The sequence below is a fragment of the Fulvimarina pelagi HTCC2506 genome, assembly GCF_000153705.1.
Lineage (GTDB): Bacteria > Pseudomonadota > Alphaproteobacteria > Rhizobiales > Rhizobiaceae > Fulvimarina > Fulvimarina pelagi.
Genome location: NZ_DS022272.1, coordinates 3,375,172 through 3,389,448 on the forward strand (window position 1 = coordinate 3,375,172; position 14,277 = coordinate 3,389,448).

General features: G+C 59.6%; 14 protein-coding genes and 1 pseudogene. 9 read left to right on the forward strand and 6 right to left on the reverse strand.

Annotation, left to right across the window (positions count from 1 at the left end):
- Positions 1 to 25: 25 nt before the first annotated feature.
- The 3 genes from merF to FP2506_RS15655 are packed head-to-tail and all read left to right on the forward strand — an operon-like array spanning position 26 to position 1,817.
- On the forward strand, positions 26 to 232 hold the full coding sequence (gene merF / locus FP2506_RS15650; protein ID WP_007068548.1) for a mercury resistance system transport protein MerF: 207 nt from the start codon (positions 26 to 28) through the stop codon (positions 230 to 232).
- A complete protein-coding gene (locus FP2506_RS19285; RefSeq protein WP_081448367.1) occupies positions 229 to 474 on the forward strand; it encodes a GDCCVxC domain-containing (seleno)protein in 246 nt (81 codons plus the stop codon). Before merF ends, FP2506_RS19285 begins: the two co-directional genes overlap by 4 nt.
- Positions 471 to 1,817, forward strand: coding sequence for a dihydrolipoyl dehydrogenase family protein (locus FP2506_RS15655; RefSeq protein ID WP_007068550.1), 1,347 nt, complete (start codon positions 471 to 473; stop codon positions 1,815 to 1,817). Before FP2506_RS19285 ends, FP2506_RS15655 begins: the two co-directional genes overlap by 4 nt.
- A 224-nt stretch (positions 1,818 to 2,041) precedes the next feature.
- Here the strand turns inward: FP2506_RS15655 and FP2506_RS15660 are convergent, their stop codons facing one another.
- Entirely contained in the window at positions 2,042 to 2,722 is a 681-nt protein-coding gene (locus FP2506_RS15660) for an ankyrin repeat domain-containing protein (protein ID WP_007068552.1), read from the reverse strand.
- Positions 2,723 to 2,778: 56 nt separating this feature from the next.
- Positions 2,779 to 3,151: pseudogene (locus FP2506_RS15665) on the reverse strand (GlcG/HbpS family heme-binding protein); the annotation flags it as partial.
- 288 nt (positions 3,152 to 3,439) lie between these two features.
- On the opposite strand from FP2506_RS15665, the gene FP2506_RS15670 reads away from it, so the two are divergent.
- The 5 genes from FP2506_RS15670 to FP2506_RS19010 all read left to right on the forward strand — a co-directional run bounded on the left by FP2506_RS15670 (position 3,440) and on the right by FP2506_RS19010 (position 7,483).
- On the forward strand, positions 3,440 to 4,522 hold the full coding sequence (locus FP2506_RS15670; protein ID WP_007068555.1) for an AraC family transcriptional regulator: 1,083 nt from the start codon (positions 3,440 to 3,442) through the stop codon (positions 4,520 to 4,522).
- Positions 4,523 to 4,596: 74 nt separating this feature from the next.
- Entirely contained in the window at positions 4,597 to 4,764 is a 168-nt protein-coding gene (locus FP2506_RS19590) for a DUF1330 domain-containing protein (protein ID WP_425277093.1), read from the forward strand.
- A gap of 337 nt (positions 4,765 to 5,101) precedes the next feature.
- A complete protein-coding gene (locus FP2506_RS15675; protein ID WP_007068556.1) occupies positions 5,102 to 5,929 on the forward strand; it encodes a Rossmann-fold NAD(P)-binding domain-containing protein in 828 nt (275 codons plus the stop codon).
- 64 nt (positions 5,930 to 5,993) lie between these two features.
- Positions 5,994 to 6,494 carry an anthrone oxygenase family protein gene (locus tag FP2506_RS15680; protein ID WP_007068557.1) on the forward strand — a complete coding sequence of 167 codons (501 nt, stop codon included), beginning with the start codon at positions 5,994 to 5,996 and terminating at the stop codon, positions 6,492 to 6,494.
- A gap of 851 nt (positions 6,495 to 7,345) precedes the next feature.
- A complete protein-coding gene (locus FP2506_RS19010) occupies positions 7,346 to 7,483 on the forward strand; it encodes a hypothetical protein (protein WP_156414018.1) in 138 nt (45 codons plus the stop codon).
- 696 nt (positions 7,484 to 8,179) lie between these two features.
- On the opposite strand, the gene FP2506_RS15685 is transcribed toward FP2506_RS19010, so the two are convergent.
- Positions 8,180 to 8,719: a fasciclin domain-containing protein gene (locus FP2506_RS15685; RefSeq protein WP_040490073.1), complete on the reverse strand. Its 540-nt coding sequence runs from the start codon at positions 8,717 to 8,719 to the stop codon at positions 8,180 to 8,182.
- Between the two features lie 1,315 nt (positions 8,720 to 10,034).
- Between FP2506_RS15685 and FP2506_RS15695 the strand changes: the two genes are divergently transcribed.
- On the forward strand, positions 10,035 to 11,936 hold the full coding sequence (locus FP2506_RS15695; RefSeq protein ID WP_007068560.1) for an autotransporter family protein: 1,902 nt from the start codon (positions 10,035 to 10,037) through the stop codon (positions 11,934 to 11,936).
- 119 nt (positions 11,937 to 12,055) lie between these two features.
- Here FP2506_RS15695 and FP2506_RS15700 read toward each other — a convergent pair whose 3' ends face one another.
- From FP2506_RS15700 to FP2506_RS15710, 3 genes are all read right to left on the reverse strand, one after another.
- Positions 12,056 to 12,718, reverse strand: a complete 663-nt coding sequence (locus FP2506_RS15700; protein WP_007068561.1) for an SOS response-associated peptidase — start codon at positions 12,716 to 12,718, stop codon at positions 12,056 to 12,058.
- Positions 12,719 to 12,735: 17 nt separating this feature from the next.
- Complete coding sequence (locus FP2506_RS15705; RefSeq protein WP_148227600.1) at positions 12,736 to 13,020, reverse strand: hypothetical protein; 285 nt, start codon at positions 13,018 to 13,020, stop codon at positions 12,736 to 12,738.
- A gap of 622 nt (positions 13,021 to 13,642) precedes the next feature.
- Complete coding sequence (locus tag FP2506_RS15710) at positions 13,643 to 14,239, reverse strand: HWE histidine kinase domain-containing protein (protein WP_007068563.1); 597 nt, start codon at positions 14,237 to 14,239, stop codon at positions 13,643 to 13,645.
- Positions 14,240 to 14,277: the final 38 nt, after the last annotated feature.

The window sequence follows — 14,277 nt, forward strand, 5'->3', positions numbered from 1 at the left end:
CTAACCGGATCGAGAAATTTTGCAGGTGAAAGACAAAACACTTCTGCGGACGGGTTTGATTGGAACGGTTGTCTTTGCGCTCTGCTGCTTCACGCCGGTTCTGGCAATTTTGCTTGGCGTGGTGGGCCTATCGATGCTCGTCGGCTGGCTGGACTTCGTTCTGTTGCCCGCCCTCGCGGTCTTTGTCGGAATCACGATCTACGCACTTTGGAAAACGAAACGGACGACATGACGCAACTGCAAAGCACCTTGACCTGCCCACGCTGCGGGCATCGCGAAACCGAAACCATGCCTGTGGACGCATGCCAGTTCTTCTATGACTGCAAGAGCTGCGGTTCCATGCTGCGCCCACTTGAGGGCGATTGCTGTGTCTATTGCTCCTACGGTTCCGATCCCTGCCCACCGATCCAAGAGGCTCGAACAGGCGGCAGCACAAAAACCTGCTGCGGCGCTTCGCAGGCTGGCACGCGATGACACAGACTTTTGACCTCATCATTGTTGGCACGGGAACGGCGGCAAGGGTCGCCGCCATGCGCGCCCACGCCGCCAGCTGGTCGGTGGCTGTCATAGACTCCAAGCCGTTTGGCGGCACCTGCGCCCTGCGCGGCTGCGACCCGAAAAAGATGCTGGTGGGCGGTGTGTCGGCGATCGACCATGCCAAGCGCATGCAGGACAAGGGCGTTGTCGGCACGCTCAATATCGACTGGCCGGAGCTGGTCGCCTTCAAGCGCAGCTTTACCGATCCCGTACCGGACAAGCACGAGGCCAGCTACGCCGACAAAGGCATTGCTGCTTTCCACGGGCAGGCCCGCTTTACGGGGCCAAACAGCGTTCAAGTTGATGGCACCGAGCTCGAAGGGGCGCACATTCTGATCGCCACAGGAGCAAAACCGGTGACACTTGGCATCCCCGGTGAGAAATATCTGATCGACAACGAGGGCTTCCTCGCCCTTGAAGACCTGCCCAAACGCATTGTTATGGTTGGGGGCGGCTATATTGCCTCTGAATTTTCCCAAATCGCCGCGCTTGCCGGGTCACAGGTAACGGTCCTGCAACGGGGTGAACGGATGCTCACTCATTTCGAGCCGGAGCTGGTCGGCTGGTTGATAGAAAGTTTTAAAGCGGTCGGGATCGACGTGCGCACAAGCACAGAGGTTACGGCGGTCGAGAAGGCCGGGACGGAATACCGCGTCACAGCCTCATCGAACGGGCAGAGCGAAACCATCGAGGCCGATCTGGTCGTCCATGCCGCCGGGCGTATTCCAAACTTGAGCGACCTCGATCTCGACATTGCCGGTGTGGCGGTAAGCGATGGCCGTTTGCAACTCAACGAATATCTGCAAAGCACTTCGAACCCTGCTGTCTATGCGGCGGGTGATGCCGCCCAAGCCGGACCGCCACTAACGCCTGTGTCGAGCCATGATGCGAAGGTCGTGGTCGGTAACCTGCTTGATGGCAACACGCACAAGCCGGATTATCGGGGCGTACCGAGCGTTGCTTTCTCGCTCCCGCCGATCACTGCTGTTGGACTGAGCGAAGCAGACGCGCGCATGCAGGGGCTAAAATTCAACATCAAATCACAGAAGGCCTCGAACTGGTTCACCTCCCGACAAGCGGCGGAGCCGGTCTACGGTTTTAAAGTAATGGTTGAAGAGGGAAGCGATCGGGTGCTCGGAGCGCATCTAGTCGGGCCGCACGCTGACGAGGTTATCAACCTATTCGCTCTTGCGATCCGGCATAATCTCACTGCAACCGCACTCAAACAAACGATGTTCGCCTACCCGACAGGGGCATCCGACATCGGATACATGCTTTAGGGGCGTACCATGATGAACGACATGATGGGCGGCGGCATGATGTGGGGCATGGGGCTGTTCTGGCTGATGGTGCTGATCGTGCTGGGACTGGCGATTGCCGCGCTTGTGAAATACCTGCGCAAATAATCCAGAAGTCGCGCCCGGTTCAGCTTCTCCCGCAATGTTAGACAGAAGGATCGACGGCTTCATAGTCTCGAAACCGACCGGTTTCGAGGCAGATATCTTCACCGACCCAGGGCCGCCCGAATGATCGCCGCGATCTCGTCATAGCCCCGCGCTTCAGCATGCTGCAGGGGAGTGACGCCATCACGGTCGGGGATTTCCGTGTCTGCCCCTGCTTCGACCAAGACGCGCACTGTCGCAACATGATCCTGGCCGCCATCACCGAGCACCACGGCTTCCATCAGCGCGGTCCAGCCGAGGTTGTTGACATGATCGAGTGGCGCGCCACCGGCGATCAGGCGGCGGACCGCTTCGTGATGGCCCAGATGCGCAGCCGCGATCAGCGCCGTACCGTCATAGACGCTGGTGATCCGATCGGGGCGGTTGCCCAGTTCCATGGCCAGCGACACCAAGTCGGGATCATCCGCGACGGCCGCGATCGTCAGCACGTCATAGGCGCGATTTTCCAGCGCGTTCACGTCTGCCCCGGCTTCCGCCAGGGCACGCAGGGCGGCTTCGTTCGAGGCAAAGGCGGCGACATGGGCAGGGGTGCGGCCGGCGCGGTCGCGGGCGTCGACGTCGGCCCCGGACGCGGAAAGACGGCGGATGGCGTCCGCGTCCCCTTCATGCGCGGCAAGGTGCAGGCCGCGATAACCCGCCACGTCAGCGGTCGAGGGCGGGGTCTGGGCATGGGCCCAAGGAGCAACAAACAGCAGGAAGACGCTCAGGATTATACGCATCATTGTCTCGATCCTCCATCGAAACGGTCGGTCTAGAAGGACCGACCGAAACACACATGTCAGATATTTCCGGCACCGATCTCGTCGAGGCCGGCGCGGGCGCAGGTGGCGTCGATGTCGCCCGAAGGCGCACCGCCGACACCGATGCCGCCGACGAGCGCGCCACCGATACGGACTGGCAGACCGCCCGCTTGGATAACCAGCCGCGAATCCAGATCGCGCAGGCCCTCATTCTGGAAATTGCCACCAATGAACCCGGCCAGCCCCGCCGTGTCACGGCCCATGCTGGCGGAGGTGAAAGCTTTCCCTGTTCTGCTGCCCACTGTGTGCGGCCTGGCATTGTTCGCCCGCAGCAGCACCTTGGTTTCGCCGCTGCGGGCGGACAATGGCGACGCTGACATCGTGGCCTTCGGCGGCACGGGTTTCCAGCGCGGTTTACGCGGCGATCTGGGCCAGTTTGGCCCGCTACTTGCCGTAACGAAAGCATTTTCTCGATCCGGTACGCTTAACTAGACCGATCGGGAAACCGTGCTGCCGCTCCCGTCGTAAGCCGGCGTGGTTGATTCCGATAAGACAATCTCATGGTTTAGATCCTCGCCGACAACACCGACAAAGTCGTCAGTGAGGTCTTTAGCGTGCTCGGTGTGGGTGGGACTTTGTGCTCGAGCAGGTCCGCAAATGCCCCGTGATTGACGTCAAGGCGGCCTTCAGGGAAATTTCTTGGACCACGCAGACTTCGATCTGTGGGACACCGCCAATCAGCGTTTCGTCTCCAGATCGACCGAAACGTATAGCAAGATGGGCTACGTAACCTCTCTCTTCGCTCGCAAAGTCGTCGCTGCGGCGGGCGACGCTGTCGACGGCGCGGAGCTCCTGCGAAGTGCGGGCGTCGATCCAGATAGCTCCTGGGACCCGAAGGTCATGCTACCCGACGGCACCTACTACGATCTGCTCGAACGGATCGCGACGCTGATCGACGTGACCGATCTGCCCCTGCGGACCGGGGCGTCCATGCGTCTCGACGAGTACGGCGCCCTTGGCCTCGCGTTCAAGGCGGCAACGACGCTTGGCGGGTCCTACGCGCGGGTCGAGCGCTATGCACGACTCTGGACCAGTGTCGTGGAATACGAACTGCGCCCCGTCCCCATGGGCACGCTCTTCATCCTGCATCGGGCCGGCGAGAGGCGGCTGGGCCTCAGGCTGTCAAACGAGGCGACGCTCGCGAGTGCGATCTCTCTCGCCAGACAGGTCAGCCCAGTTCCGGTGACGCCGCTGCAAGTCTTCTTGCGCCACGGCGTGCCCGGATCGTTCGCCGCGCATGAGGCGTGGTTCGGCTGCCCTGTCCGCTTCGATGCTAAGCTCGATGCAATCCTGTTTTCGCCGGAGACGCTCGCGCAGCCGAACATTCTCGGTGACGAAGGGATTTCAAAATATCTCGTGTCTCACCTCGATGCCGAACTCAACGAGATCGCCGAAGACGTCACGTTGGTCAGCCGAGCGCGAGACACCATCGCACAGGCACTGAACGAGGGGTCGCCACGCATGAAGGACATTGCACGATACCTTGGCGTGAGTGCGCGCTCCTTTCATCGTCGCCTCTCGGAGCATGGGGTGAGCTTCCACACCCTGACCGAAGAAACCCGCCGCGACCTCGCGGTCGGGCTTTTGCGGGACAAACGGCATTCCCTGGCAGAGATCGCCTTCCTGACCGGCTTTGCCGAACAAAGCTCCTTCACCCGCGCATTCAAGCGTTGGGTCGGCCAGACACCGGCAAGTTACCGCAGGGGACATGCCGACCTCTGATCCCTGTTGGCGGCGGCACTCTAGGGCTCGGCAGGCACGGTCAAGCTCGGGCACGATCGTAGTGCAAAATCGCGATCTGCACATATAGCAACCCCGCCACCGATGAAGGTTCCACGACGGCCTATCTTGTCGCAAACGTTACTGTCCGAAGTGCCGAAAAGACGAAGGCCTATGCCGCCGCTGCCGGCCCCACACTCGCGGCCCACGGCAGAGAAGTGATCCTCGATGGTCAGCTTTTTTGAGACGCATTCGGTCGCTTGGCACGTGCCAAGCGTCGCACTCGTGCCCAGTCTCAACTTGGAGGCCGGGCACACTTGGTACAACTCGCCTTGCGATCAGGCGCTAGCCGCTTGCGGGCATTGGCGGCAGATATGAACATCGCGCTGTTCGCACCGGCTTGAGCCAACCACACCAATTCGAAAGAGAAGCAGCGCCAGTCATTTCAGCGCTGCTTTCGTTTGGCGCAGGCCTCGCATGGGTGCTTGGCAACGTCGGTCAAATCTCTGGCATCTTCGGTCAAGATCGGGGACGACCAGTCGCCTTACTCCTTGGACAGAAACGCGATCCAAGGAGAGACTTATGCAAGATCAACCCATCCTCGTCATCGGCGCCACCGGCAAGACCGGGGCGCGTGTCGCGGCCAAGCTAGAGGCCATGGGGCTTCGCGTTCGCCGCGGCTCGCGCAGCTCCGCCACACCCTTCGACTGGGAAGCGCCCGAGACTTGGGCGCCCGCGCTCACCGGGGTGCGTGCTGCTTACATCACCTACTTCCCCGATCTTGCTTTCCCCGGCGCGGTCGATAAGCTTCAGTCTTTCGTCGAGACAGCGAAGGACGTCAGAGTCCAGCATCTCGTCCTCCTTTCGGGCCGAGGCGAGAGTCATGCCCGGCTGGGCGAAGAGGTCGTGCGCGCCTCCGGTGTGGACTTCACGCTCGTCCGCGCCGCCTGGTTCGCTCAGAATTTCTCGGAAGGTTACCTGCGCGACCCGATCCTTGCCGGCGTGCTTCCGATGCCGGGCGGCGATATTCAAGAGCCGATCATCGACATCGAGGACATCGCCGATGTCGCCGTCGCCGCGCTGACGGAAGATGGCCATCAGGGCATACTCTACGAGGTCACGGGTCCGCGGCTGATGACTTTTGAGAAGATGGCCGGAGCGCTCAGCGAGGCCACGGGCCGGCCGATCCGGCACATCCCAATCTCGTTCGACGATTTCCACGCGAATGTTGCAGCCTCAGGCGGCAGCTTCGTCGCCGATGTCTTCACCGCGATCGCGCGGGAAACGCTCGACGGGCGGAATGCCCACACCACCGATGGCGTGATGCAGGCCCTCGGCCGACCGCCGCGTGACTTCGCCACCTTCGCCGCCGATGCCGCACGCTCGGGCGCATGGGTCAGCGCGGCGTGACCGCCAGTAGCGCGAGTGCGCTCCCGCCCCCTTGCGTCCTCTCGAACGCTCGAAAGGAAGTACCATGTCCACCACCTTCTTCGTGATCCTGCAGCTCTCGATCCTCGCCTATGCGCTGGTCGCGGGCGTCTTCCTTGCCTTCTCGGACTTCATCATGCGGTCGCTAGCCCTCACCGGAGGCGTGGGCGGTGTGGAGGCCATGCAGGTCATCAATCGTGAGGTTTTCCGCTGGAAATTCATGGCCCTGTTCCTTGGTATGGCCGCGTTGTCGGTCCTGATCGCAGGCTACGCCTGGGTCGAACTTTCCGGCGCGACGGGCACGCTGATCGGGCTGGCGGCGGTCGTCTATTTCTTCGGCTGCTTCGGCGTCACAGTCGCCTTCAATGTACCGATGAACCAGGCACTGGCTGCGATGGAACTGAGCTCTGAGGCAACGCGCGACTACTGGCTGCAATGCTACGTGCCGAGCTGGACCTATTGGAACTCGGTCCGCGCAGGGGCTGCCGCTCTGTCCGCAGCATTGCTCCTTTGCGGGCTGCTGCGGATGACCCAAGGCCAGACGTAGCAGGCCTGAACCTTCGTGCGGCAGTGGCACCGCTTACGCGGTCCCTTTCATCGTCGCTCTACTCTTAGACCCAAGATGCCGCGCCTTTGCTGGAGGTATCCGGTGAACGCGTTTCACAAGATCAACATCGCAATCCTCCGGGGCCACGATCGCCTACGTCATCGCAATCAACAGACTTCTAAACAGTGCGGACCAGATCGCACGCGCCTGCGCCGATCCACCACCTTCCTGTCGGGTGTCAGTCTTTCTCGATTGCTCGCCAGCCCTGTCTACTGGGTCACCCACGCCTGAGCCACGTTGCTGGCGGTGTATCTACCAGGAGCGCGTCCTCAAGGGCTTCTGAATTCACGCCTTAGAGGTCGAGGGATACCGTTCATAGGTGTCTGGCGCGTTCCTCAGACGAAACCGGTTACGATTGGCCCCAACAGCACCGATTGCGTTGGTGCTAGGTTGCGACGTGTCGATGCATTTAGGTTCGTCTTAAGGACGAAGGAACGAAGACGAGCTTTGGCCTCGTGATCAAGACCGCCGATGAAGGCACCTGCTGCAGGGGTGGCAAAGGAAATCCGGCGTCAGATTAGACGCCGCTCCTTACTATAGGTATTTGAGACGTCGCCGGGAGAGACACTCTACCGAGACTGAAGCTGTTGCCTTGGTCTGACAATGATCTGCCCGATAGCTCCCTGGCCGACTGGCCGAAGCATGGCATCATGACCGTTGCCGTCATAATAGGCATTTGAACCTATGCCGGTTGATAACCGGTAGAGTACATGGGCGTTGAAGTAGAAGACCTGTTACCGCGAACGATAGCGTGGATCGCGGATGCGGCATCCTAGATGGAGTGACCGCACGTGCACGATGACATGATTCCGACGCTGATGAGGTATCGCAGACAGGCGCTCGATGCCGGGAACGACATTCTGGCCTTCTTGCTCATGCTTGCTGTATTGGCCGCCTACGACGATGGGTTCGAGGACAACCCGGAATAACGTAACGAACTCGCCGCCCGTGCGGCGGCGGGTTTCATCAACAAGGATTGCCGCTGTTCGGCCAGGACTGCGCAAGACCCTCCTTGATCAGAACCGTGCCGGCGTCGCGACCATCAGATAGGCGGATCGAGACGAGTGCGCAGCATATCCAGCTTGCTTCTCAGCCTAACATTTCGACTGGCTGATCTCAGGGGTATCGACGCCGCCCCATCGCGTTGTCCAGCGCTATTTTTGTCCCAGCCTGAGGTGTCGCCGTCAACGATGCACGTTGCGCCGCGCTGTGCACGATTACCGCCTGATCAAACCGGAATGGAGCGATCTGCCGCGTAGACGACAGGCGAGCAATCGGGAAGAAACAACCCGCAATAGGAAGTAGGTGCCGCTACAGCGGCCATGAGCTCAACTCCAAAAAAGCCGGCATATCGAAACACGGTACCTCTCCCTGAGCGATTCGAGCCGTTCTCAGGGTAGCGGTTAAGCGCGAGTCCTCTGGGCGTGGCGTCGGGATGCGAGAGCTTGGGGGACTGTAAAAGCAGCATTTTCGTCACGATTGCTGAGCTAAAAAGCGAGCGAAAGGTTTTCGTGATCTCATTCCGCGTCAATGAGAACGAAGCCTCAGCACCCCGGGCAATACACACGAGGTGCTGAGGTTAGATAGAACGGGTCCGGAGGTCGACGCGTTCTATCGAGCTTGCGTTACATGGCTTCGGGCATCAGCACCGCGTCGATCACGTGAACGACGCCGTTAGAAGCTTCGACATCAGCCTGTGTCACGGTCGCTTTGTTGCCGGCTGCGTCCGTGACCACAACGTTCTCGCCCTCCATGGAGAGCGTCAGTTCCGCGCCATTCACCGTCGTGACCGGATGCTCACCTCCGTCATCCTCGATCATCTTCACGACCGCCTCGGCTTTTGCCTCGGTCGGAACCACGTGATACGTCAGGATGCCTTCAAGTTGCGCTTTGTTCTCAGCCTCAAGCAGCGTGTCGAGCGTACCGTCGGGCAGGGCTTCGAACGCCTCGTTGGTCGGTGCAAATACCGTGAACGGTCCTTCGCCGCTCAAGGTCTCGGCTAGACCGGCGGCTTCAACGGCAGAGACAAGGGTTGAAAGGCTATCGGTCGAAGTGGCGACCTCTACGATTGTGCCAGAGGCGTTATCCTGCGCTATTGCGGAACCGGCAGTCCCGGTGACGAGCAGCGTTGCAATGGCGGCATTTCGAAGGAATGGCTTGAACATCATAAGTCTCCCACGTTCGGTTTCCGCTCCGGCTTGGAGCATGGCTCCGATATGTGGTTCCCACTGCGTCGTTTCGTAAGCGAGACTCACGGTATCGTCAGCGGAAGCAAAGACCAGTTTGCCAACTCGATCGACGGTTGCTGCTTGCCCGAAATGGCTGGAATGTGTGGCATTTGATGATGGCAAGGAAGAGTTCTGCGGGCTCACTAGCCAGCGGTTGCCGCGTCGTTTTGTAGCTTCGCAAGAACCTGTGTGTCGAACTCGTCGCGGGTCGCGTTGATCAGCGGTCGCGCCGATCGTACGTGCCGCGAGCTAATGGATGGCGGGTTGATCGCGAACTTCGGCGTCCTGAAGGCGGCGGCATCGTCCGGACGCTGCAGATCTTCGCCGAGACGCTTCCCGACCCCTCGAAGGCTGCGAGCGACATCGTGGTCAAACCGATGCTCGACCCCGACCTCTCGGTCCGACTCCTCGGCCGGAACATCGATCCGTCTCCGCCAGTGTCTACTGCCTTTGCGCGACGGTGGCGCGTTAACGACGAGTCTTTCAAGATGACGCAGTGTGACCTTGAGGAGACTCAATTTTCTAACACGCTGTGTCTTTATTCTTCTGAGCAAGATTTACGGAAATAACAATTGTGAAGCATATGCGAAAAACAGAGGGGAACGAGGTCGTGAAACATCAGTCAAAGACGATATCATTCAATGGTCGTAAGACTGACTGCAACAGATCGACCTCGGTCGCACGCGATCTGCAGCGAGCGCTTCTGTCGAACTGCTTTGGTATTTCCTACGGAAAACACACTTACGGGCTTCCAGCCGGTCTCGCCCTCGCATTAATGAGCGGGTTCGGAGTATCGCCTGCCGAGGCCGCGTGCTCGGATAATAATCCGGCTGACGGAGCGAACGTTGTTTGCGACGCGAACGCGCCAAACCCTGACACACAAGGCGTTCGAGGAGGCTTCTCCGACGATGTGACGGTTAATGTCCTGACAGGCGCAGCAATCAATACCACAGGCAACCTAAATAATAATGCCGTAGAGCTGAATGACAACGCTAATGTAAACAACGACGGTACAATAACAGCAGCCGTAGGTATCAATGTCTCAAATAACGCGTTTATCGTCAATAACGAATCGATAAATACAACGATATTCGGAATAATATCATTCACGAATACCCAGATAGTAAATAACGGTATTATTTCGTCAAGCTCACGTTCCGCAATCCTTCCAAGCACGGGAATTGTTATCAATTCTGGCTTAATTGAAGGTGTAGATGCTGCAATTATTTTCGATGGTATCGGCGCCTCTGGTGTGGGTTCGTCGATAATTAATTCTGGAACAATTCGCGAAACGTCAGGAGCAGGCGATGCTATTCTTTTTGATTACGGTGAAGACGATAGGCTCGAACTCCAGCCCGGCTCTGTAATTGAGGGCTTCGTTCGCGCAGGCGCTGGTACAGACACCCTGGCATTCGGTGGCAACAGCGGGACCTTCAACTTCGATATCTCATCGGTCGACGGAAACAACACGGACGATGGCGAGCAGTATCTTGCCTTTGAGAACTTCGAGAAGGTTGGCGCCGCAACAACGAACCTGACCGGCACCAACACCGAGATCACCGATTTTGCAGTCAATGGTGGCCTACTGAATGTGAATGGCTCTATGCCGAACACCACTTTCGCTGTGGATGGAGGTGTACTTGGCGGCGCCGGCACGATCGGTTCGTTCGTCGCCAATTCGGGCGGCACGGTCGCGCCCGGCAATTCGATCGGCACCTTGAACGTTGCGGGCAACGCAACCTTCCAGCCCGGCTCGGTCTACGAGGTCGAGATCGCGGCCGATGGAACTGGCGACCGGGTCAGCGCCGATACTGCCACGATCAACGGCGGGACGGTCGATGTCGTGACGCTCGATCCCTATACTGCCTACACGGATGGTCAGCGATACACGATCGTTTCGACCGCCAACGGACGGACCGGGACTTTCGACAGCCTTCAGGACGACTCGGTCTTCCTCGACTACAACCTGCTCTACACGTCGAACGACATCATCCTCGAACTCATTCAAGCTCTGCAGTTCCCGGACGTGGCGAGAACCTTCAATCAGCGGCAGACGGCGAACGCTCTGATGCAGCTCGACCAGACGCCCGGCTCAGCCAGCAACGGGCTCTACAACGTTCTTCTAATGCTCGATGCGCCGACCGCTCGCGATGCCTTCGACCAGCTTTCGGGCGAGCCGCATGCGTCGATGAAGACGGTTCTGATCCAGGACTCGCGCTTCGTGCGCGATGCAGCGCAGGATCGGATCAACGGAGCCTTCGGCATGAATGGGGGCGGCGACATGGTCCAGCCGCTCGGCTTCGGCCCGGGCGTTCCGGTGATCGCCGGCAGTGGCGGGGCCGATGTCGAAGCGTGGACGCGGTTCTATGGCGCCTGGTCCGACGTGGACGGCGACGGCAATGCCGCGGCGGCCGACACCGACACCTCCGGCTTCTTCGTCGGCGTCGACGGCATGGTCTCCGACACGGTCAAGCTCGGCGTGCTCGGCGGCTATTCCTCGACCGATCTCGATGTCGATGCGCGCAACGCCAATGGCAGCACCGAGTCCTGGCATCTCGGCCTCTATGCCGGGACGGAGCTCTACGGCCTGATCGTGAAGGGCGGGGCGGCCTATGCCTGGCATGAGATCGACATGGTCCGCTCAGTGTCTTTCCCTGGCTTCTCCGACACGCTGGTCAGCGAATACGACGCTGGGACCGGCCAGGTCTTCGGCGAGGTCTCCTACGACCTCGCACTGGCGACGGCGACGATCTCTCCGTTTGCCGGGCTGGCCTATGTTCATCATCGCACGGATCGGTTCACGGAGACCGGCGGGGCTGCGGCCCTGACTGCCAGTGGCATCGATCTCGACACCTGGTTCTCGGAGATCGGCGTAAGAGGCTCGATGCTGGTCGGCACCGATCTTTCGCTGCGGGGTGAGGCCGGCTGGCGCCATGCCTTCGAGGATACGACGACGCTGGAAGCCTTCCGCTTCGCCACGAGCCCGGCCTATCTGGTGAAGGGCGTCAGTATCGACGAAGACGTAGGCTTCATCGAGGTCGGAGCGGACTACCGCCTCAACGAATGGGCGACGGTCGGGGCGGCTTACGAAGGCCAGTACGGCAGAGACACCACGTCAAACAGTGCGCGGGCGGACCTGACTTTCCGGTTCTGAGGGCCGACCAAATCTCAAGTCATGAATGGGCCCGGTGTCGAAGACGCCGGGCCTTTTGCACTGGAGGGCGAGAGGGCATAGACGAATTTTCTTCGCTCGAGCCAAACACCGAAGTGCTACTACGCTGTCATTTCTCTATCGCTGCGCTCGCCTTTCGCCACCACATGCAGCGTCCCGTTCGGTAAAGGCCGCTGCAATGGAGATGCCTCATTCCAATCCGCGCGCATCCAAGCGTCGATCTCGTCCGTCTCGGTCAGGATCACCGGCATCGCCTTCGAATGCACGGCACCGACTTCGGCGTTCGCATCGCAGGTGAGGAAGCCATAGAGGTCGGCGTTCACTTCACCCTCCTTCACCTTTCGCACGCTCGTCCAGTTCGTCCAGATGCCGGCGAAGACGGCAAGCGGCCGCTCTTCGGAGAGCGCGAACCAGACCGGCACCTTCTTGCCGTCTATACTTTCATACTCGCTGAACGAGGTGAACGGCACGACGCAGCGATGCTCCGGCGACAGCCAGCGTCGCCAGTGCGGGCTTTTCGTGTTGCGGATGTTCGTGACGCCTGGATCCGTCTTGCGGTCCTTCGTGACGAACTTCGGCGACGGCATGCCCCAGCGCATCATCGTCAGCTCTCGATCACCGTCCTCGCCATTTCGCACCACGGGCGCTTCCATGTTCTGGAAGACGCCGGGCAGGCTCGGCAGGTTGCCCGTGCGATCGGTCATTGCCCTGGTGAACTGCCGGATCGCCGCTTGGCCCTTGGTGATGGAATAGAGATTGCACATCGCTACGTTTTGCAGATCTACAGCAGTTCCTCCCGCCATATGGGGCGGCGGATCGTCGAGACCCGCACCAGCCGCCGGACGATCACGCTCTGCCTTTCCTGCCCTGTCAGCAGCGGCGAGTCGATCTCGACGTAATCTTTCCGGCCACAGACCTCGCATGTCAGCCGACGCCGCAGCCGGTCCACCTCCCGGTCGCCGACAAGAACGATGAGGTCTTCGGGACGGTAGAAGCGCGGTCCGGTCCGGCAGTAGTTGCAGCGCAGGCGTACGATGTGGCCGAGCTGGCCGAGACGGCTCAGCATCAGACCTCGATTGTGGCGCTGCGGGCTCATGGAGAACGGATAAGGAACAAATGCGCGATTTGGCAAGCGGGTGGAGAAGTTACGTGAAAACTCGGTCAGCCAGTTCCGTTCGCTTTGATAGCAGCAAAAAGGGGAATAGATCATGCGGACAGCCGTGAAGTTCGCCGCTCGAGTTCTCGGTCCGAAATCAAGAACCAATGGAAGCGAATATTGTTGGCAAATGCCGGCGTCGGGGTAGTCGCACTCGTGACTGCAGTGCTCCTGCGAGATCCTTCAGCGGATGAAGGCGAGCTGAAGGTTCGAACGCAACCAAACGATCCCGCAGAACCTGCTCCTTCAAACTGGTGAACGGTCAAGGGTTCGATGTCAGACAAGAAAACGCGACCAGGGTATTTTCGCCGTTAGTATCAAAGCCAACTTTCAATTGGGTCGCGCAAGAAACTCTGTGCCACCCATGAGCGAAAGGCATGTGCACCAAGCAATTCCGCGTCCGCAGCCTACAGTTTTTGCGTGTGCCAACAGTGAATGGCGAAACCCCACAGACCGCCGGAGGTCGTTGGGAATGACACCTATACTTGCAAACATTGTTCCATACTGCATCCGACGGTCTATAGTGTGCCGATCAACATTCGACGAGTTCATCTTGGTAAAACTCAAGTCGATCTCGCGGTATCCGCACGACCATCCGGAAGCTGGTTTCGTCGAGCTTGCGCTCGAAACTTCCGCCCAACTGCCCCTCAACCATTGCTTGCAGAAGTTTTGTTCCGAACCCAGTGCGTCCTCCCACTGGCGGCGGCAAGCGCATAGGGACCGAACGTGCTTCGTGCCATTCTAAGACAATATGGTTCCGCGAATCATCTCTCGCAGCTTTGATTGTTATGCGATTGTCCTCGCATGCTCCTCCATGTTTCAGCGCATTCGTGGCAAGTTCGTTCAGAATGAGCGCGAGAGGCATTACGCAGTCGCTTTGGATATCCATTTGAAGTGCTTTAATAGGAACCGTTTCACACTGCGGAAGAATACTGATGGCGTCATGGATCAATGCCGCGAGGGCTATTCCCTTGCTTGGCGCCTCAACGGCCATTCGGTTCGCGCGGCCCACGGCCACGAGGCGTCCCAGAAAGACTTCGTCCAGTTCGTCTTTGGTTGCCGCTTTCCGAGAGCAACTGCGATAGATCGAGGCCAGCACCGTAAGACTGTTGCCAACCCGGTGGCTCATTTCACGCCGCAGGGTCTCCCGGTATCAGCAACCTCTTG